The organism is Haloferax sp. Atlit-6N (assembly GCF_003383195.1).
Classification (GTDB): Archaea; Halobacteriota; Halobacteria; order Halobacteriales; family Haloferacaceae; genus Haloferax; species Haloferax gibbonsii.
Map to the genome: position 1 here is coordinate 467,462 of NZ_QEQJ01000002.1, position 19,040 is coordinate 486,501.

Below are 19,040 nucleotides of genomic sequence, written 5' to 3' on the forward strand. Positions count from 1 at the left end.
GCCGCGAGCTAGCACGATTCGGGCGTGTCTTTTTCGTCGCCGAGGCCTAACGAGGAGTCGTGTCCGCGCTGACCGTCCGCATCGACCCCCACGTGCACTCGGAAGGCTCGTACGACGCGCACGACCCGGTGGAGCTCATCTTGGAGCAGGCCGCCGAAATCGGGTTGGACGCCGTCGTCGTCACCGACCACGACGTCATCGACGAGTCGCTCCGAGCGGCGCAACTCGCGCCGATGTACGGCCTCGTCGGCATCCCCGGCGTGGAAGTCTCGACGGCCGACGGCCACCTCCTCGCGCTCGGCGTGGAGGAGCTTCCGCCGCGGCGTCGCCCGTTGGACGAGACGGCCCGCTGGGTGCGCGAGCGCGGCGGCGTCGCCATCGTCCCGCACCCCTTCCAGCGGAGCCGACACGGTATCGGTCGCCGTCGGCTCGGCCGGTATCACGACGCCGCGGGCGGCGACGCCTTCGACGCCATCGAGACGTACAACTCGTGGCTCTTCACGGGGTACAAGAACCGCCGCGCCCGCCGGTTCGCCGCGAAGCGCCAGTACCCCGGCGTCGCCGGGAGCGACGCCCACAAGGTCGGGTACGTCGGCCGCGCCTACACGGAAATCGACATCCCCGACGTGTCGCGGGCTTCCCTCAGCGGCGACGACATCTTAGACGCCATCCGAAGCGGCTCGACCGAGGTGCAGGGCCGGCGGACGCCGATTCCGACGAGCACGCAACACTACGCCGGCGCGGCCGGCCGGAAGTCCGCGTACTACGCCAAACGCGGGGCGCTCGGGAGCGCACTCCTCGCCAAGAAGGGCGCGTTCAAGTCCGGCTACTACGCGAAACTCGGCGCGCTCAAGAGCGGGTCGCTGGCGAAGACCGGCGTCGCGCAGGCCGCGCGGATGCTCTACCGGCTGTCGCCGCTCTCGCGGTAGCGGGCAGTACCGCGGACGACGGCGCGGACGTCGAAAAGCGAGTTTTGTTCGGTTTTGGTCTGTCCTGTCCTCAGTCGTCGGAGCCCACGAGCTCCTCGTACTGCGCGCCGGTCTGTTTCAGCTTCGCCGTCGAGTAGAGTCGCTCGTGGTCGAACGGCAGGTGGTCGTCGGCCAGTTCGTCTATCTTCTCGTCGACGGCGTCGGCGTCCCGGCCGTGAATCATGGTAAAGAGGTTGTACTCCCAGCCCTGTTCGGGGCGGCGCGGGCGGTGGTAACAGAGCGTGACGTACGGGAGGCTCCCGACGGCCTCGCCGCGGGCGTCGAGTTCGTCGTCGGGGACGTTCCAGACGACCATGCAGTTGTTCCGAAAGCCCGTGACGATGTGGTTGACGACGCAGCCGATGCGCTTGATACAGCCGTCGGCGAGCAGGCGCTCGACGGCGACGAGCACGTCGTCGACCTCGGCGTCGAGGGCGTCGGCGACGTCGCGGTAGGGCGTCTTCGACAGCGGGAAGCCGCCCTGAATCTCCACGAGCAGGCGGGCTTCGAGCGACGAGAGGTCGCCGGTCGCGTCCTCGGAGATGCGGGTGGCGCTCACGTCGGTCTCGCCGAGGCTCTCGCGGGCGAAGCGGTCGTCGTTGACGATGGGGAACTCGAGGTCGATGTAGTAGTCGGTGAGCATCGGGAGGTTCAGGACCTCGCAGCCGGTCCGCTCCTCGATTTCGGCGAGGATGCAGTCGCGCGTCTCGCGGGAACCGGCGGTGACGACGAACCACATGTTCCACTCGTGGGCGCGGCGGTAGTTGTGGTTGACTTGGCGGTAGCCGTTGATGAGTTCGGCGACCTCCTCGAAGCGTTCCTCGGGGGCCGAGACGGCCGCGAGCGTCGAACTGCCGATGACGGGCGGATTGAGCACCGGGCCGAATCGCCGGAAGATACCGTCTTCGCGGAGCCGACGGACGCGGTCGAGGGCGTCGTCCTCGTCGATGCCTAACTCCGCGGCGACGACGCGGAACGGCCGCTGTTCGACCGGGAAGCCGCTTTGGTATTCGTCGATAAGCGCCGCATCGACCTCGTCGATGCCGTCCCGCCAATCGTCCGACAACGCGCTCATTACCCGGCGTTAGGAGTCGGGAAGCCTATCGCTTTCGGACGGCGTCGTCGGTCCCGGCCGGCGGGACCGAACGGGACGTTTTTTGACCGCTCGCCCGAACACAGGCGCATGGCAGTAGTCGACAGCGAGTTCGGGGAATGGCCGCTGAAGCGTCTGATGACGGAAGTCGTCGGCACGGGCACGAAGTCCGCCGAGGACATGAGTCGCGAGCAGGCGTCCGAGGCGATGCGCCGCATCCTCGCCGGCGAACCGGACCACACGACGCTCGGCGCGTTCTGGCTCGCCAACCGCTGGAAGCACAACAACGCGGAGGAACTCGCCGCCTACGCCGACGTGATGGCCGAACACGTCGAGTACGCCGAACCCGACGCCGACCCGGTCGACTGCGGCGCGAACTACGACGGCAAGGGCAAGACCGCCATCCTCGGCGTCGCCGCCGGCGTCGTCGCCGCCGCGGCCGGCACGCCCGTCGTCGTCCACTCCGGCGACCGCGTCCCGACCCAGAAGCAGGACGCCTACAAGCACGTCCTCGACGAACTCGGCGTCCGCACGGAGCTCGACCCCGACGAGTCCGCCGACATGGTCGACGACACCGGCTTCGGCTTCTACTACCAGCCGCGATTTAACCCCGCCATCCACGCCCTCTGGGAGCGCCGCGACAACATGGGCGTCCGGACGTTCGTCAACACCATCGAGACCATCGCCAACCCCGCGAACGCCTCGGTTCACCTCGGCTCGTTCTACCACCTCGCGTTCGCCAAGAAGATGGTCAACACCTTCGAGGCGAGCGAGCACCACGACCTCGACCGCGTGCTCATGTTCCAGGGCATGGAGGGCTACGACGACATCCGCCCCGGCTACACGAAGGTCGCCGAGTGGACCGCCGGCGACGACGGCGAGGCCACCTTCGACGACTTCGACATCGAGACCGCCGAGTACGGCATGGACTTCGAGTACGACGACCTCGGCGTCGACGAGGACGACGTGGCCGGCGACTCCGCCGAAATCACCGAAGCCGTGCTCGCCGGCGACCGCGAGGACCGCTTCGCCGACGCCGTCGCCCTCAACGCGGCGCTCCGCATCTACGCCCGCGAGGACGCCGAAACCATCGACGAGGGGCTCGACATGGCCCGCGACGCCATCGCCTCCGGCGACGCGGAAGCCGTGCTCGAAGACCTGCGCGAGTTCTGAACTCGCAGTCGCAGCCGACTCGAAGGCGTTCGCTTCAACACGCCGGCCCGACCGGTTCGCCGCCCGCGTACCGAACCGAATCCGGCCCCACGACGTAGACCGATTCTGACGACGTGTCGCCGTGTGACCGGTTCGTGCTGTACCAGTACGGGTGCGAGACGCGAACCGTCCAGCCGTCGAGGCTCCGACCGACGACCGACGCCGATTCGTCGCTGACGGTCGCCGACGTGCCGTACGTCGTGACGCACTCGCTGGACGCCAGCTCGGTCCCGAGGCGCGTTTCTTCCGCCGCAATCGCCCGCCGCCGAGCCTCGCTATCGAGAACGAAGACGGTTCCCGCGGCGACGACGAGGAGAATCGAGAGGAGCGAGAGCGCGGCGCGGCGGTCCATACGAACCCGACCGTCGAGTGTAGATAAGTGTCTTCTGCCCTATATGTCGAGGTCGCCGTCGGCCTCGTCGAAGGGGTCGCCATCCTCGGCGTCTCCCTCGTCGGCGTCCAGCGGGAGCGCGATGCCGACGAGCGTCTCGCCGGCCGTGACGGTCGCCTCGCGGGCGATGGAGTAGACGAGACCCGCGCGCTCGGCTTCGACCTCCTGGAGCACCTCGTAGGTGGTCGGGTCGTACACCCAGCCGAGGTGGTCGCCGGGGCGGACCTCGCGGGCGAGTTCGACGTCCTCGCGGGCGACGAACAGCCCCGAGGCGTCGGCTTGCACGCGGCCGAGGTGGTTGCGGTAGGTGCGGCCGTCCCACGGCTCGACCGCGCCCGAGAGGATGCCCATGTCGCGGCAGACGTTGAGGACGCCCTCGACGCCGGCGACGATGGCCGGCTCGACGAGCTGTTTGTTGTGGGCGAGTTCCGGCGTGATAGAGGGGATGCCCGCGTTCGTGGCCGCGACGCGGAGCTTGCCGTCGAAGCTCCGTTCGGTCCACTCGTCGTCGGCCTCGTCGCCCGCGGCCTCCGCGAGGAGGATGGCGACGCCGAACGCCCGCGCGAGGTCGCGAGAGGCCTCGTCGCCCCGGAGGTAGACGGTGTGGGTGAGCATGTCCGGGCTCCCGGTGTGGAGGTCGACGATGGCGTCGGCGTCGCCGATGTACTCCCAGAGCTTCGCGGCCATGCGCTGGTGGAGCGAGCCGTCGGGGTCGCCCGGCCAGACGCGGTTCATGTTGGAGTTGACGGAGTCGAGCACCTCGGGCGTGACGTAGGAGACGCGGTCGAACGTCAGCGGGTCGGCGACGGGGACGGCGACGACGCGGCCCGAAAGCTCCGCGCGTTCGAGGCGGCCGTGCAGTCGGCGGAGCACTTCGGTGCCGTTGATTTCGCGCCCGTGCTGGGCGGCCTGCACGTAGAGCGTCGGGCCGTCTGTCCCGTCGGCTGGCTCGTAGGTGTGAACCGTCGTCTGTACCGGGACGCCGGAGGGGAGGCGAGTGAGCGTCACGGTCTCCGCGGTGTGCATATCCGACGCATCGCGGTGGGGTGTCTTGTAGTTAGGGGAGCGAGAAAGGCGGGCGGTGCGGGGCGATGCCGGGCGTCAGTTCCGGTCGTCCGAGGTGTCGATGCCGAACGGCAGATACAGCGGACACGTCCGGCGAAACCCGGTCACGAGCAGGATGACGCCGACGGCCGCGACGAACACGGCCCCGAGCGCCGCGGGCACCGGTCCGAACCCGAGCGAGAACAGCCCCGCGTAGCTTCCGACGCCGCCAGCGACGAGGAGTGCGCCGAGCGCGAGGCGAACAGTTCGGTCGAGCGTGCCGACGTTTCGCACCATGCAGTAGTGCTTGTTCTCCGCAATACATTAACCCAGCGCAGATTCCCGACTGACGGGTAATAGCGAATGACGAGGGTTTTTCGGGCGTTTCAGTCGTCTGCTGGCGTTCCACCCGACGGTTCGCTCGCGTTTCGGGAGAAGTAGCTCGCGAGGAGCGGGCCGGTGATGTTGTGCCAGACACTGAACAGCGCCGGCGGGAGGGCGGCGGCGGGTGAGAAGAACGACAGGGCGAGGGCCGCGGCGAGCCCGCTGTTCTGGAGGCCAACCTCGAACGTCGTCGTTCTGACGCGGTCCTCGGACATGCCGGCGAGGCGGCCGGTGCCGTAGCCGGTGCCGAGGCCGATGGCGTTGTGGAGGACGACGGCCCCGATGGCGGCCGCGCCCGCGCCGAGGATGGTGTCGACGTTGAGGCCGACGACGGCCGCGACGATGGCGACGATGCTCAGGACCGAGACGAGCGGGAACACGTCGAGGCCGACCTCGGCGACCTCGGGCGCGTTGCGGTCGAGCGCGACGCGGAGCGCGAAGCCGAGGACGACCGGGATGAAGACGATTTGGACGATGTTGAGAAACAGGTCCATGAAGCCGACCTGGAGCTGTTCGCCGGCGAGCGCGACGACCCACGCGGGCATGACGAGCGGCGCGGCCAGCGTGGTGACGGTCGTGATGGCGACCGAGAGCGCCACGTCGCCCTTGCCGAGGTAGGCCATGACGTTCGAGGCGGTGCCGCCGGGGGCCGCGCCGACGAGGATGACGCCGACCGCGAGCTCCGGCGGGAGCGATAGGACCACCGTGAGCGCGTAGGCGGCGGTCGGCATGATGAGCCACTGGGCGAGCGCGCCGATGGCCACGTCTCGCGGGCGCTCCGCGAGTCGGCGGAAGTCGACGGGCTGCAGGGTCAGCCCCATCCCGAGCATGATGAGCCCGAGAAGCGGCGAAATGTAGGGCGCAATCCACGTGAACAGGTCCGGCTGGACCAACGCGGCGGCCGACGCGAGGAGCACGAGGCCGACGAAGTAGGTGTTGGCGAGTTCCGACAGCCGTTCGAGGGTCGAGCGGGCGTTCATTCCGACCGCCCTCCGTCGAATTGTGATGTCATCTCACACCACTCGGTCGCGGGGGAGAGAAACGTCTGTCGGTGTGACAGTCCGCGGTACCGACCGGAAGACGCGGGCCGGACGGAGTCGTGTCAGCGCCGCGGCCGACCCCGAGGCGGCACGGTTTTCACTCGCCCGCCCGACGGGTCGAGTATGAGCGACAACCCAACGGCCACGCTCCACACGAACAAGGGCGACATCACGGTCGAACTCTTCGAGGACAAGGTCCCGAACACGGTCGAGAACTTCGTCGGCCTCGCGACGGGCGAGAAGACGTGGGTCCACCCCGAGACGGACGAGACGATGGAGGGCGAACCCCTCTACGAGGACATCCTCTTTCACCGCATCATCTCGAACTTCATGATTCAGGGCGGCGACCCGACGGGGACCGGCCGCGGCGGCCCCGGCTACACCTTCGACGACGAGTTCCACTCGGACCTCAGCCACGACGGCCCCGGCGTGCTCTCGATGGCGAACCGCGGCCCCAACACGAACGGCTCGCAGTTCTTCATCACGCTCGACGCCCAGCCCCACCTCGACGGCAAGCACGCCGTCTTCGGAAAGGTCACCGACGGCATGGACGTCGTCGAGGACATCGGCTCGGTCCCGACCGACCGCAACGACAAGCCGGTGTCCGACGTGGTCCTCGAATCGGTCGACGTCGAGCAGTAAGCGCCGCGAACACCGAGACCGAGCGCGACGGACACGCGACCGAGCGCGACGGACGCTACCCGCTCGCGTTCGCTGGGACGACGGTCCGACCGCCGTTCGAACCGTCGGCGCGGTCGAGCCACGCCGGTCGCGTCACCGTCGTCTCGCCGACCGCGTCGTACGCGAACCAGACCTCGACGCCGAGGCCGTCGCGGGTCTCGTATGTGACGCGCATCGAGCGGACGAACCCGCCTTCTTCGACGATCGCTTCGACCCGATAGTCGCGTGACCGCGGGAAGTCGGTGTCGCGGCCCTCGATTCGGTACAGCGGGGTCCCGTCTTCGACAGTCGCGTTCGTCACACTCTCTACGCGCGTCACCGTCGTCTCGTCCGCCGAGAGGTACCACTCGAGGTAGCGGGCGGCGCGCGAGGCCTGTCGCCCCGGACCGTCGCGCACGTCGGGGTCGAGGACGCGGGCGGCGACGCCGTCCGGCTCGGCGGGGCGGCGGGCGTAGCGCGTGGTCCCGTCGGCGTACGCGTCCTCCGAGGCGGTCGGGCGCGGGAACGCCCTGAGTCGCCCGGCGCGCTGGACCTCAGAAACGTAGACGTGCGGGGCCTCGACGTGAACGACCTCCACCTCGCGGCCCGTCTCGTCGCCGGCGATGGACTCGCGGTATCGGAGGGTCCACCGGTACGACCGGTTCGCCGCGGCCCTTCGGTGGGCCGCCGCGAGGAGCGTCGCGTTCTCGACGCCCGCGGTGGTCACGCCGGGGGCGACTGTCCGCGGTTCGGGCGTCGGCGTCGGCTCGGACGTCGTCGCTGCCGGCGTCGGAACCGACGGCTGTTGGCCGCCGAGCGCCTCGCCGAGCACCGGTACGCCGCCCGGCCCGGCGGTCACGGCGACCGCAGCGAGAAGGAGCGCGACGAAGAGAAGCGGCACGACCGGGAGCGACGAGAGCGCGGGAGGAAGCAGGGACGCGAATGGCCCGGTCCGCGCGCCGCCTGCGCCCTCGGTGCCCCCTGCACCCCCGCCCCCACCGTCGGCCGGCAGGTCGGCGAGGCGGACGCCGAAATGGTCGGCGACGACTTCGTCGCCGCGGCCGCCGAGGAGGCCGTATCGGACGAGTTCGTAGAGGTCGTCGACCGAGAGGACGCGGGCGTCGTCAGGGGCCACGCGTCGGGTCCGCTCGGGGTCGCCGAGCGCGACGACGACTGTCGTCTCGTCCGGGACCGGCGGCGACAAGAGACGTCGAGACCGAGCGGCGACCGCGATTCGGTCGATTCGGTCGACGCGGCGGGCGACGACGAGGCGGTCTTCGACGGTCGTCTCCCACCCGCGGGCGGTCCAGAGGTCGGCGAGAAATCGGCGGCGGTCGCTGGGACTGGCGGCGCGAATCAGGTCGCCGAAGCGCGAGCGACGGGACTGCCGCATCGTCCGATAGTAGGGCTCGATAGCGAAAGAATCACCGGGCGCACACCGAGGTTCGGGTTGGTTTCTCCCGCCGCGCGACCGACAGCGCAAAGACCACCGCGCGGCAAGGGCCGACGATGAGCGAGGAGTCCGAGCGTCCGAAGCCGAGCGACTTCGGAACCGACGAGAACGCCCCGCCGGTCGACGAAAAGCCCTACAAGATAATCTTCGAGGCGAACAAGTGCTTCGGGGCCGGCCGGTGCGCGGAGGTCGCCGACAACTGGGAGATGGACCTCGAAACCGGTCTCGCCCGCGCTAAGTCGTACTTCGTCGGTGAGGACGACCTCGACGAGAACATCGAGGCGGCGGAGGTCTGCCCGGCGAAGAAGGGCCGCGGCGTCATCCACGTCATCGACCGCCGAACAGACGAGGAGCTATCGCCGAACCCCCACGGCGACGGAACCCTCTCGGTCGACTGGTAAAGCGAAAGCACTTTTCACCCCCTCGGAGAACGGGAGAGTGCGCGGGGGTGGCTGAGCTAGGCCAAAAGCGGCGGACTTAAGATCCGCTCCCGTAGGGGTTCGCGAGTTCAAATCTCGTCCCCCGCACTTGTACCGAGGAACTACGTGACGAGTGTCAAGTGCGGCCAGAGAGATTTGAACCCGACGAGTCGCAGCACCCGAGCGACAGCGAGGGAGACCGTCTCGGCACGGTTCACAATCTCGTCCCCCGCACTCGCTTCTGCGAACGATAGTGGGCGGAGCGATGCGTCCGGACGAATTCGAACCCGACGAGTCGCAGCGAGCGAGCGGAGCGAGGACGACCGTCTCGGCTCGATTCAACTCTCGTCCAGTCGTCTCCCACACACGCCTCTCAGAACCTGCATCGCGTCCACCACTCTGGTTCCTCAGCTCCCGCCGTCTACTGCCCTCACTCCTCAGCTCCCGCCGTCTACTGCTCTCGCCGACCGTCGACGAGACGTCGTGGATTCGGTCGCACGAGTAGCAAAAATCTGCGTCGGTGACGGTCCCGACGGTGCTCTCACGCCGGTAGTTCGACGCCGAGTTGCGAGAACAGCGTCGCCATGCTCGCGGCGTCTTTCACTTCGACGATGGTTCCCTCGTCGATGCGGCGGTAGCTGAACCCGTCGACCTCGACCTGCGAGCCGGTCGGCTCGATGCCGCGGAACGCCCCGAGGTGCGTGCCCCGGAGCGTCCACCAGACCATCACCGCGTCGCCCTCGGCGACCATCGCGTTGATTTCGGTCGTCGCGTCCGGGAACGCGCCGTCCCACTCGCCGTGCAGTTCCTTGATGTCTTCGCGCGCGACGAGCGCCTCGTCGGACCCGCTTCGCGTCGTGGCGATGCAGACGGTGTCGGCGTACAGTTCGTCGAGCGCGTCGAGTTCGTCGCGGTTCCACGCCCGGTCGAACTCGGTTCGAATCAGGGTGCGGTTCTCCTCTGTGGCCGTTCGTGTCGACATGCGTACCCACCCGGCGTCACCACGGCGACCCGCCCGACCGCGCGCCGACGCCGTCGTGAGGTACGACCCGCGAGGACATAGCGTAGTGCTACCAGATAGCACCCAGTAGAGGATATGAGTGACGTGCGGATTGGCGGGCGAGTCGGTGGGCAAACGCCACAACCGCCGACCACGTTATGTCGGTTCCCCGCCAACGTGTAGGAATGGCTTCGACGCGTAGACACCGCTACTCGGATGGACAGGGGTTCGGCGACCCCTACGAAGGGTTCGACCTCGACCCGCCGACGTATCGGGTGAACGGGAGGCTCGTCGACCCCGCGGACGACCACGCCCTCGCCGAGCTGGTGGACGAGGCGGAAATCGACCCCGAGGCGGTCGACGCGGCGGCGCTCGTCGAGGTCGGACTGGCCTACGCCGCCATCGAGGAGTACGAACAGGCAGTCGACAGTTTCAGTCGGGCGGTCGCCTACGCCGACGAGGACTCGCCGACGGCGTGCGAGGCGTGGGTGAACAAGGGCGTCGCCCACGCGCAACTCGGCGAGTACGACGAGGCAATCGGCGCGTACCGCGAGGCGCTTCGCATCGACGACGACGGCGAACACGCCGCGGCCGCGGAGACGAACCTCGCGTACGCGCTGTGGGAACTCGGTGACTCGTCGGGGCCGCTCGACCGCGCCGAGCGCGCCGTCGAACTCGACCCGCGACTCCCGCAGGCGTGGTACAACCGCGGCTTCTTCCTCGCCGAGCGCGGCCTCCACGAGGAAGCCGTCCGCTGTTTCGACACCGCCATCTCACTCGGACTGCGCGATAGCTCGGTCCGGGGCGAGCGCGACCGGTCCCTGGCGTTCCTCGAAGCGGACCTCGTCGAAGGCGAGACCGAGGCCGAACCCGAAGCGCGGGAGGAATCGGAACCGGACCGAGCCCGTGACGCGGAACCCGGTGCCCGCGAAGTCGCCGACGCGGACGGCTCCGACGACCCGGCCGTCAGTGAGCGAGGCGAGTAGGGCCGCACCCACAAACATTTTGACAGTTCGGCTAATGACATGTAATTAGACCGTGTTACCCGGACTCCTCGTCACGCGATTCGACGCCGCGCTCTTCGGGATGGCCGTCTTCATCCTCGTCGGGGCCGTCGTCGGCGTCGTGTCCGCCCTGCCGACGCCGCTCGCCGCGGGCGGTGGCGCAACCGGAGCCGCCGCCCTCGCGTTCGGCGTCACCGTGAGCGAACTGTAGCCGATTCTCGGAACTCGTAATTCCGTGAGAGTCGAGGACTCCGCTTTCCCCGCCAATATCATTCCTGATATCTAGCGGGACAACGCTTTACGTCGCTCTCTTGCTACCAAGTGGCATGAAGCTCGCCACGCTGGTTCCGGCGGTGCTCAGGCGGAGCTACCTCCGGAAGTTTCTGTTCGTTATTCTCCTCGTGGCCGCGGTGATGGGCGGCTTCGGCCTGTACGTCTCGGACGCGGTCGGAACCGAGGTCAGAGCCGACACCCACAGCGACCTCGAGATGGTCGCCACGTTGGAGGCCGAGGGGCTGTCGAGTTGGATGGACGGCTACGCCCGGACCACCCGGATGCTCTCGGAGTACGAGACCGTCCAGACGGGCGGCCCCGACACCATCGACGAGACGCTCGAACGCGAGAAGGACACGCTCCCCGACGAGGTGATGGCCATCCACTACGTGAAGCCGTCGAACCGCGACATCGTCCGCAGCACCAACGGCGTAATAGAGGCCAAGGAGGTGTCGGACCTCGGCCTGTCGTGGACGACCGGGTCGCTGACGATGTACGACCCCGACGCGGTCGCCGTCTCCGAGGTCTACCGCTACGCCGGGAGCGAGCGCCTCGCCTTCCTCAGTCCCGTGGAGGGTCGAGACGGAGCGGTGATGGTCGTCGTCGATGCGACGAAACACGCCGAACTGCTGAGCGAACCGGTCGAGGGGTCGCAGACTCGCGTGGTGACTGAAGGAGGTGTCATCGCCTTCGACAAGTACGGCAAGAACGTCCTCACGACGTACCGTGCGGGCGCGGCGACGCCGGCGCTCGACGCCGCACTCGGCGGCGAGACCGGCGTCATCGAGCGCGAGGGCGATGGCGACGCGGGCGACGAAGTCGTCGCCTACGCGCCCGTTTCGGGAACGAACTGGGCGGTTCTCGTGGAAGCGCCGCAGCGCAACGCCTACGCGGTCGCGCAGGTCGTCGAGCGCGACGTCGCCGTCCTCATCGGCGTGGGCCTCGCCGGCCTCGCGCTGGTCGGCGTCGTCATCGGTCGCAACACGGTGCTGTCGCTCCGGCGACTGCGAACCAAGGCGGCGGCGCTCGCCGGCGGCGACCTCGACGTTGACCTCGAAACCCGCAGAGTCGACGAGTTCGGGGCGCTGACGAACGCGTTCGCCGAGATGCGCGACGGTCTGCGCGAGCGCATCGAAGCCGCCGAAGACGCCCGACGCGACCTCGCCAGCGCCGCCGACGACTACCGCGAGACGATGGACGCCGCGGCGACGGGCGACCTGACGGTTCGCACGTCGGTCGAACCGGACGACGAGGCGATGGCGGCCGTCGGCGACGGCATCGACGCGATGCTCGCCGACCTCGAATCGACCATCGGACAGGTCGCGTCGTTCGCGGCGACGGTCGACGCGGCGGGCGAGCGCGTCACCGCCGGCACCGAGGAGGTCAGCGCCGCCTCCGAACGAGTCGAGCTGGCGACCGCCGACATCTCCGAGGGCGCGGCCGAGCAGGCGTCGCTCCCCACGGAGGTCTCCTCGGAGATGCAGGACCTCTCGGCGACGGTCGAGGAGGTCGCCGCCTCCGCCGACGAACTCGCGGACCTCGCGGGTGACGCCGCGGACCGCGGCGAGGCGGGCCGGGACGCGAGCGCCGCCGTCCACGACGAGATGGCGAACATCGACGCACGCGTCGCGGCCGCGGCCGAGGGCGTCGAAGCCCTCCGCGACGAGGTGGCCGACATCGGCGAGGTGGTCGACCTCATCGAGGACATCGCCGACCAGACGAACCTGCTCGCGCTCAACGCCTCCATCGAGGCCGCCCGCGCCGGCGAGGCGGGCGCGGGCTTCGCCGTCGTCGCGGACAGCGTGAAGGCACTCGCCGGCGAGACCGCCGACGCGACGACCGAAATCGCGTCGTCAATCGAGTCCGTCGAGGAGACCGCCGACGAGACGGTCGATGCGGTCACGGCCGCCCGAGAGCGCGTCTCGCGGGGCTCCGAGACGGTCGAAACCGGCGTCACCGCCATCGACGAGGCGGTCGACCGACTGGAGGAAGTCGACCACGGCGTCGCCGCCATCGACGAGGCGACCGCCTCGCAGGCGTCGGCCGCGCAGTCGGTCGCGCGCCTCGCGGACGAGGCGGCCGAAATCGCCGACGAGACGCGGACCGAGGCGGCCGACGTGGCCGGCGCGGCCCACGAACAGAACGACGCGATGGTCACCGTCGCCGGGAAGATGCAGGAGCTTTCGTCGACGACCGACGAACTGCGGGCGCTCGCGGACCGGTTCGAAGTACGCGAAAAAGCGGAGCGAGACGGCGACGTCGACGACGTAGAATCCGGAGTCGAGGGCGATGCGACCGCGGCGGCGGACGAGACGAGGTCCGAGCCGATTTCGGCACCGACGACGACCGACCGCGCGACCGACGGCTCGGGCGGAGCCGAGTCGAGCGGAGACGGAGCCGAGTCGAGAGAACTCGAATCTACCCGCGACGGACCGAACGAGAACTGACGCGGCCGCGTCGCTGGCGGGTCTTTACTGGGACGGATATCACTCGATTCGGTTGTTCGATTCGAGCGCGCGAACGCGAGCCGTCGGCTCTTCGATGTGAGTTTCGTGAGAAAGGGATAGGCAGCCGCACGGGAGCGGCCCGCGCGGCAAATGCCGCCCTAGATTGGTCCCCGCTGACGCTTCGGCCCTCCAAAGCGAAGCGTCACCTGAATGGAGTGCGGCGAGATACTTAAACGTGCCGCCATTCGCCCAAATCCGGCGCTGGCGGGCGATTCGAGGGCGCTCGCGACGCAACGGGCTTTTCTCCCGTCGGGACCTTCGTCCGGGCATGAGCGAAGACGACATCCCCGGTCGGGTCCGCCGCGCGTTCGGCGACCACGGGTCGTTCGAGCGGGTCGACGACCGCACCTTCGAGTCCGTGACGACGCCGTTCGACGGCACCGTCAGCGTCGCGGCGCAGGAGAGCGGCCACGTCGAGTTCGGCGTGGAGGTCCGCGTCCCGATGCTCTCGGCGGTCGCCGACGACGTGGCACCCGTCGTCGAAGACGGCTGGTACGACACCTTCGAACTCCGCCTCGAAGACGTGAACGGCGTCGTCGCCGGCGACCACGACCTCGACCCCGACGTGACGCGGGCGGGCGACGAGGCGGTCGTCCGGGCGAGTTTCGCCGACGTCAACGAGCGCCGCGGCGTCGACGACGCCGGCGCGGTCATCGACTACGTCGAGGGCACGTTCGTCGAGGGCATCATCCCCGGCTACGACTACGGGGAACCGGTGACGAGCCTCATCCAGAACGCGCGAGACGCCGCCGGCGCGGGCTTCTGAGGAACGAGTCGTTCGAGGGCGCGCGGAGTACGCGCCGACTCAGTCCATCGCGATGTACGTCTGGGTGTCCTCGATGCCCGGAACCGACTGGATGCCGCCGGCGATGTCCTTCACGTCGGCGGGGGTGTCCACCTCGACTTTCACGATGAAGTCCACGTCGCCGGCGACGATGTGGGCGCTGACGATGCCGTCCGAGACGGCCAACAGCTCCTGTTTCAGCTGGTCGATACCGTCGGAGACGGGCGCGGCCTTGACCATGATGTACGCGTAGACCATCGTCACGCACCTCCCGCCGCGGTGACGACCTCGTCGCCGACGAGCAGTTGTCGCACGTCGTTGAGCACGTCGAAGTCCGCGAGGACGGCCACGCGGTCACCCGTCTCCAGCGAATCGTCGGAAAGCGGGATGCCCATCGGGCCGTCTTTCTTCCCGAACGCGAGGACGCGGGCGTTCGCCGGAAGCGCAACCTCCTCGATACTGTAGCCGTTCATCGGCGACTCCTCCGTCACCGTCACGAGGATGACCTGCAGGTGTTGGGCGATGTCCGCGATGGCGCGGATGGACCCGCCGAGGAGCGCGTTCTTCGCGCCGATAGCGCCGAGGCGCTCGGGGTAGACGATTTCGTCCACTTCCTTCGCGTACTTCTGGTACACCTCCTCGCGGTAGTCCTCGTCGACCCGGAGCACCGTCCGACAGCCGAAGTGCTTGCCGATCATGCACGCCGCGAAGTTCACGTTGAGGTCGGCGGTGAGCGCGCCGAGGGCGTCGGCCGCCTCGATACCGGCGTCGACGAGCACCTCCTCGCGGGAGCCGTCGCCTTCGACCACCTCGAAGTCCGCTTCGCGGGCCCGCTTGACCCGGTCGCGGTCCAACTCCACCAGGACGATGTCGTGACCCTCCTCGCGGAGGACGCGAGCGGTGCGCAGCCCAACCCGTCCAGCACCAATGATAACGAACCGCATGATAAGACGGTATGTCGGCGGAGGCAAATAACCTTCCCCCGATTCGACCGAAGGGGCCGCGCTCGGTCGAAGCAAGGCTTTTGACGACCGTGGTAGAATATCTCACGCATGGTTCACGCGTTCATCATGGTGAAGACCGGAGCCGGCGAGTCGGAACAGCTTCTCGGTCCCATCCGCGACTTCGAGACGGTGACGGAGGCGCACATCGTCGCGGGCGCGTACGACATCATCGCCGAGGTCGACACCGACGCGGTCTACGAGGTGCTGAAGACGGCGTCGAGCCGCGTCCAGAGCTTAGAGGGCGTCGCCGACACGAAGACGTACATCTCGCTGGACGACTGAGGGACCGCGCGCTCAGCGCTCGATGTCGAACGGTCCGTTGCGCTCGACGAACGCGACGTGTTCCTCGCGCTGGCGGGCGAGCTCCGGCGGCAGTTCCTCGTAGACGTTGTCGAACAGCTCGTCGGTCCCCGGTTCGGGCGTCGCCTCGGCGCGCTCGACGGCCCCGCGCAGTTCCTCGTCGGCATCGTCGCGCATGGCGTCGAGCGCCGCGTCGTCGACGAGGCCCTGCTCGCGGCAGAACGACTCGAAGCGGTCGAGGGGGTCGCGCGTCCGCCACTCGGGGAGTTCCGGGTCGTCGTCGCGGTAGCGCGAGGGGTCGTCGGCGGTCGTGTGCGGTCCCTGTCGGTAGGTGAGGCTCTCGATGAGCACCGGCTCGCCGGCGCGGGCCTTCTCGAAGCCGCGCTCGACGGCCTCCCTGACCGCGAGGGGGTCGTTGCCGTCGACCTGCATGCCGTCCATCCCGTAGGCGTCGGCCTTCGCCGCGATGGACTCGCTCGCTGTCTGGCGCTCGCGGGGGAGCGAAATCGCCCAGCCGTTGTTCTCGCAGAAGAAGACGACCGGCGCGTCGAAGACGCCGGCGAAGTTCAGCCCCTCGTGGAAGTCGCCCTCGGAGGTCGCGCCGTCGCCGAAGCAGACCAGCGCCCCGTAGTCGTCGCCGCGGTAGTTCGCGGCCATGCCGACGCCGGCGGCGTGGGGAATCTGGCTCCCGATGGGGACCGCCTGCGGGAACACCGGCACGTCGTGGTCCGAGTCGTACTCGGCGTGACCGCGCCGAAAGAGGAGGATGTCGCTCGGCGGCACGCCGCGGGCGAGTTGGAGGGCGTTCGACCGATAGGTGGGCAGCAACACGTCGTCGTCGCGCATGGCGTGGGCGGCCCCGATTTGGGAGGCTTCCTGTCCGCGGAACGGCGGGTAGCCGCTCATCCATCCGCGTCGCTGGAGGGCGAGTGCACGCTCGTCGAACCGTCGCGCTCGAATCATGTCGCGGAGGGCGGCGCGGGCGTCGTCTGCGGTGAAACCCGTGTCGTCCAGCCCGCGCTCTGCGATGAGTCGGTGCATGGCGGTGAGTCACGGTCCTTCGTGATAAACATCACCCGTCCGCGGGGCGGCCGAGGCGGGCGGTTCGACCGACGGCGGCGCGGGACGAGCGGGTCACCGAGAGCGACAGGCCAAAGACCACCGCCTCCGTAGGTCGGCTATGGTCTCGGTGGTCAACCTCGTGCTCATGGGCGCGGTCATCGCCCTCCACACGCTCATCGCGGCGGTCATGACCCGCTTTTTCCGCCTTCGACTGAAGACGCAGTGGGGCTACATCCTGTACGCCGTGTTTCTCATCCCGCTCGTGCTGTTCGTCTCGACGCTGGTGTTCTCCGGCGTGTTCGGCATCGGCGTTGACCTCGGCAGCCCCACGGCCGCGCTCGGCGTGATGATAGGGATGCCGCTCGCGCTCGGATTCACCATCGACACGCTCTACGTCCCGCCGCCGGAGGAGTACGAGAACCTCCCGAACTCGCGGTGAGGCGTGGGTCGGTCGGTGACTAGTTCTCCGCGAGAATCTCTTCGAGCGCCGCCTCGACGGCGTCGAGCACGTCCTCGGGCGACCGCGTCGCGTCGACGCGGACGAACCGCTCCGGTTCGGCCTCGATGAGGCGCTCGTAGTTGGCGCGCACGTCCGCGAGGTACGCCGCCTGTTCGAACTTGTTCGTCGCGCCGCTGCGCGCGGCGGCCGTCTCGGGGTCCACGTCGAGGTAGATGGTCTTGTCCGGCGGCCGAGTGAACGCCGTGTGGATGCCCCTGATGTACTCCATCGGGCGTCTGAGGTCGCTGTCGCGGAGCGAGGCGGCCTGATAGGCGTACCGCGAGTCGGAGTAACGGTCGGAGATGACGAGGTCGCCGTCGGCGAGGGCCGGACGGACGACCCGCGAGAGGTGGTCCGCGTGGTCGGCGGTAAAGAGGAACAGCGTGGCGAGCGGGTCGGCGTCGTCGTCGGCGATAGCGCGGTTGACGGCCTCTCCGTACCACGAGTCCGACGTGGGCTCGCGCGTGAAGACGGCGTCGGGGTACGCGTCGTGAAGCGCCTCCCAGACGGTCGTCTTCCCGCTCCCGTCGAGCCCTTCGAGCGTGACGAGCATACCCTACCAACTCGGCGCTCCGGAAAAAGCGCGCCGAAGCGCGCCGCCGCAACGATAATGTCAACGCAAACCGATACGTGAGACAGTGACAGCCACCCGAGAGTGGTGGAACGACCTCCTACCGAGAGAGAAACCGTACAGCGTCGTCCGCTTCGACGAGAGCGTCCCCCCGACTGACACGTCGTTCGCGACGAAACAGTCCGAGGTCGACCACCCGAGCGACGCGCCCGACGAGTGTCCCGAGGCGACCGCGGAGATAGTGGTCTACGACCGAATCGGTCGGATGGTAAAGCGCACCGACGGCTCGGTCGCGCCCTCGGTTCTCTTCTGAGCGGGTCCGCGCGGAAACCGTCGCCGCGGGTCGGAGCGTCGAACACGCCCGTTCGGGGAGCGCCGTTCCCATCGGAGCGTTCCCCGGCGAAATCGACCTCTATCCCCCGTTAGCTTTACCCTCATTCCGCCGAATATTACGCCATGAAAGTCCTTGTCGTCGGCGGAAGCGGATTCATCGGGAGCCATCTCTGCCGCGAACTGCAGTCGCGGGGACACAGCGTGACCGCGATGTCGCGGAGTCCGAACAGCGAGGACCTCCCCGACGGCGTCGAGAAGGCGATGGGAGACGTGACGGACTACGACTCCATCGCGGGCGCGTTCGAGGGGAAAGACGCGGTCGTGAACCTCGTCGCGCTCTCGCCGCTGTTCGAGCCGAAGGGCGGCAACCGGATGCACGACATCGTCCACTGGCAGGGGACCGAAAACGTCGTGAAGGCCGCGGAGGCCAACGACGTGTCCCGGCTCGTCCAGATGAGCGCGCTCGGGGCCGACACCGACGGCGACACCGCCTACATCCGCTCGAAGGGGAAAGCCGAGCAGGCGGTCAAATCGTCGGGGCTCGACTGGGTCATCTTCCGCCCGTCGGTCGTCTTCGGCGACGGCGGCGAGTTCGTCTCCTTCACGAAGCGGCTCAAGGGGATGTTCGCCCCCGGCGTCCCGCTGTACCCGCTTCCGGGCAACGGGAAGACGCGCTTCCAGCCCATCTGGGTCGGCGACCTCGTCCCGATGCTCGCCGACGGTGTCGAGGACGACGACCGCGTCGGCGAGACCTACCGCATCGGCGGCCCCGAAAAGCTCACGCTCCGCGAAATCACGGAGATGGTGTACGACGCCGAGAACAAGTCCATCACCATCGTCCCGCTGCCGATGGGTCTCGCGGGCGTCGGCCTGACCGTCCTCGGAGCGGTCCCCGGCTTCCCGATGGGGAAAGACCAGTACCGCTCGCTCCAGTTCGACAACACGACCGACCAGAACGACGTGGGCGTCTTCGGCGTCGACACCTCGTCGATGAAGACGCTCGGCGCGTACCTCGCCGAGCGAAACTGACGGCCGTCCG

At 68.6% G+C, this 19,040-nt stretch carries 23 protein-coding genes and 1 tRNA gene; 13 read left to right on the top strand and 11 right to left on the bottom strand.

The genetic code is table 11. The annotated features are described in order from the left end of the window. Positions 1-59 precede the first annotated feature (59 nt). A complete protein-coding gene (locus tag DEQ92_RS11625; RefSeq protein ID WP_004975586.1) occupies positions 60-929 on the top strand; it encodes a PHP domain-containing protein in 870 nt (289 codons plus the stop codon). Between the two features lie 70 nt (positions 930-999). Here DEQ92_RS11625 and DEQ92_RS11630 read toward each other — a convergent pair whose 3' ends face one another. After that, on the bottom strand, positions 1,000-2,043 hold the full coding sequence (locus DEQ92_RS11630) for an Lrp/AsnC family transcriptional regulator (protein WP_115820799.1): 1,044 nt from the start codon (positions 2,041-2,043) through the stop codon (positions 1,000-1,002). Between the two features lie 108 nt (positions 2,044-2,151). Between DEQ92_RS11630 and DEQ92_RS11635 the strand changes: the two genes are divergently transcribed. After that, positions 2,152-3,234 (top strand): anthranilate phosphoribosyltransferase, encoded by a 1,083-nt coding sequence (locus DEQ92_RS11635; protein ID WP_050459509.1) that lies wholly within the window; start codon positions 2,152-2,154, stop codon positions 3,232-3,234. Between the two features lie 34 nt (positions 3,235-3,268). Here DEQ92_RS11635 and DEQ92_RS11640 read toward each other — a convergent pair whose 3' ends face one another. The 4 genes from DEQ92_RS11640 to DEQ92_RS11655 all read right to left on the bottom strand — a co-directional run bounded on the left by DEQ92_RS11640 (position 3,269) and on the right by DEQ92_RS11655 (position 6,072). Next, positions 3,269-3,625 (bottom strand): hypothetical protein, encoded by a 357-nt coding sequence (locus DEQ92_RS11640; protein WP_050459508.1) that lies wholly within the window; start codon positions 3,623-3,625, stop codon positions 3,269-3,271. A 39-nt stretch (positions 3,626-3,664) separates the two neighbouring features. Then, on the bottom strand, positions 3,665-4,690 hold the full coding sequence (locus DEQ92_RS11645) for a succinylglutamate desuccinylase/aspartoacylase family protein (RefSeq protein ID WP_115820800.1): 1,026 nt from the start codon (positions 4,688-4,690) through the stop codon (positions 3,665-3,667). Positions 4,691-4,765: 75 nt separating this feature from the next. Continuing rightward, entirely contained in the window at positions 4,766-5,005 is a 240-nt protein-coding gene (locus DEQ92_RS11650) for a DUF2892 domain-containing protein (protein ID WP_004975593.1), read from the bottom strand. An 89-nt stretch (positions 5,006-5,094) separates the two neighbouring features. Continuing rightward, positions 5,095-6,072, bottom strand: coding sequence for a bile acid:sodium symporter family protein (locus tag DEQ92_RS11655; RefSeq protein ID WP_050459506.1), 978 nt, complete (start codon positions 6,070-6,072; stop codon positions 5,095-5,097). Between the two features lie 183 nt (positions 6,073-6,255). On the opposite strand from DEQ92_RS11655, the gene DEQ92_RS11660 reads away from it, so the two are divergent. Next, positions 6,256-6,774, top strand: a complete 519-nt coding sequence (locus DEQ92_RS11660; protein WP_004975597.1) for a peptidylprolyl isomerase — start codon at positions 6,256-6,258, stop codon at positions 6,772-6,774. Between the two features lie 55 nt (positions 6,775-6,829). On the opposite strand, the gene DEQ92_RS11665 is transcribed toward DEQ92_RS11660, so the two are convergent. Further along, positions 6,830-8,185 (bottom strand): hypothetical protein, encoded by a 1,356-nt coding sequence (locus DEQ92_RS11665; protein WP_115820801.1) that lies wholly within the window; start codon positions 8,183-8,185, stop codon positions 6,830-6,832. A gap of 116 nt (positions 8,186-8,301) precedes the next feature. On the opposite strand from DEQ92_RS11665, the gene DEQ92_RS11670 reads away from it, so the two are divergent. Beyond that, complete coding sequence (locus DEQ92_RS11670; RefSeq protein WP_004975600.1) at positions 8,302-8,646, top strand: ferredoxin; 345 nt, start codon at positions 8,302-8,304, stop codon at positions 8,644-8,646. Between the two features lie 41 nt (positions 8,647-8,687). Next, a tRNA-Leu gene (locus DEQ92_RS11675) sits at positions 8,688-8,772 on the top strand. Between the two features lie 433 nt (positions 8,773-9,205). On the opposite strand, the gene DEQ92_RS11680 is transcribed toward DEQ92_RS11675, so the two are convergent. Then, positions 9,206-9,646 (bottom strand): ester cyclase, encoded by a 441-nt coding sequence (locus DEQ92_RS11680; RefSeq protein ID WP_115820802.1) that lies wholly within the window; start codon positions 9,644-9,646, stop codon positions 9,206-9,208. Between the two features lie 203 nt (positions 9,647-9,849). On the opposite strand from DEQ92_RS11680, the gene DEQ92_RS11685 reads away from it, so the two are divergent. The 4 genes from DEQ92_RS11685 (at position 9,850) to DEQ92_RS11695 (ending at position 14,214) form a co-directional block, all read left to right on the top strand. After that, complete coding sequence (locus tag DEQ92_RS11685) at positions 9,850-10,650, top strand: tetratricopeptide repeat protein (RefSeq protein WP_115805176.1); 801 nt, start codon at positions 9,850-9,852, stop codon at positions 10,648-10,650. A gap of 52 nt (positions 10,651-10,702) precedes the next feature. Next, a complete protein-coding gene (locus DEQ92_RS23870) occupies positions 10,703-10,879 on the top strand; it encodes a hypothetical protein (RefSeq protein WP_004975603.1) in 177 nt (58 codons plus the stop codon). Between the two features lie 115 nt (positions 10,880-10,994). Further along, the gene (locus tag DEQ92_RS11690) at positions 10,995-13,388 is read left to right on the top strand and encodes a methyl-accepting chemotaxis protein (protein WP_115820803.1); all 2,394 of its coding nucleotides are present in this window, start codon (positions 10,995-10,997) and stop codon (positions 13,386-13,388) included. A gap of 328 nt (positions 13,389-13,716) precedes the next feature. After that, entirely contained in the window at positions 13,717-14,214 is a 498-nt protein-coding gene (locus DEQ92_RS11695; protein ID WP_004975605.1) for a DUF5813 family protein, read from the top strand. A gap of 39 nt (positions 14,215-14,253) precedes the next feature. Here the strand turns inward: DEQ92_RS11695 and DEQ92_RS11700 are convergent, their stop codons facing one another. Beyond that, positions 14,254-14,490 (bottom strand): Lrp/AsnC ligand binding domain-containing protein, encoded by a 237-nt coding sequence (locus tag DEQ92_RS11700; protein WP_004975606.1) that lies wholly within the window; start codon positions 14,488-14,490, stop codon positions 14,254-14,256. Between the two features lie 2 nt (positions 14,491-14,492). Then, the gene (locus tag DEQ92_RS11705; RefSeq protein ID WP_004975608.1) at positions 14,493-15,176 is read right to left on the bottom strand and encodes a TrkA family potassium uptake protein; all 684 of its coding nucleotides are present in this window, start codon (positions 15,174-15,176) and stop codon (positions 14,493-14,495) included. 108 nt (positions 15,177-15,284) lie between these two features. On the opposite strand from DEQ92_RS11705, the gene DEQ92_RS11710 reads away from it, so the two are divergent. Next, complete coding sequence (locus DEQ92_RS11710) at positions 15,285-15,518, top strand: Lrp/AsnC ligand binding domain-containing protein (protein ID WP_004975609.1); 234 nt, start codon at positions 15,285-15,287, stop codon at positions 15,516-15,518. A gap of 12 nt (positions 15,519-15,530) precedes the next feature. Here DEQ92_RS11710 and DEQ92_RS11715 read toward each other — a convergent pair whose 3' ends face one another. After that, on the bottom strand, positions 15,531-16,577 hold the full coding sequence (locus tag DEQ92_RS11715) for a thiamine pyrophosphate-dependent dehydrogenase E1 component subunit alpha (protein ID WP_050459501.1): 1,047 nt from the start codon (positions 16,575-16,577) through the stop codon (positions 15,531-15,533). Between the two features lie 139 nt (positions 16,578-16,716). On the opposite strand from DEQ92_RS11715, the gene DEQ92_RS11720 reads away from it, so the two are divergent. Then, positions 16,717-17,037, top strand: a complete 321-nt coding sequence (locus DEQ92_RS11720) for a hypothetical protein (RefSeq protein WP_004975623.1) — start codon at positions 16,717-16,719, stop codon at positions 17,035-17,037. 19 nt (positions 17,038-17,056) lie between these two features. On the opposite strand, the gene tmk is transcribed toward DEQ92_RS11720, so the two are convergent. After that, positions 17,057-17,650 carry a dTMP kinase gene (gene tmk, locus DEQ92_RS11725; protein ID WP_115820804.1) on the bottom strand — a complete coding sequence of 198 codons (594 nt, stop codon included), beginning with the start codon at positions 17,648-17,650 and terminating at the stop codon, positions 17,057-17,059. A gap of 85 nt (positions 17,651-17,735) precedes the next feature. On the opposite strand from tmk, the gene DEQ92_RS11730 reads away from it, so the two are divergent. Next, the gene (locus DEQ92_RS11730; RefSeq protein WP_008095863.1) at positions 17,736-17,981 is read left to right on the top strand and encodes a hypothetical protein; all 246 of its coding nucleotides are present in this window, start codon (positions 17,736-17,738) and stop codon (positions 17,979-17,981) included. Between the two features lie 143 nt (positions 17,982-18,124). Then, positions 18,125-19,030, top strand: coding sequence for a complex I NDUFA9 subunit family protein (locus DEQ92_RS11735; RefSeq protein WP_004975627.1), 906 nt, complete (start codon positions 18,125-18,127; stop codon positions 19,028-19,030). The last annotated feature ends 10 nt before the right edge of the window (positions 19,031-19,040 follow it).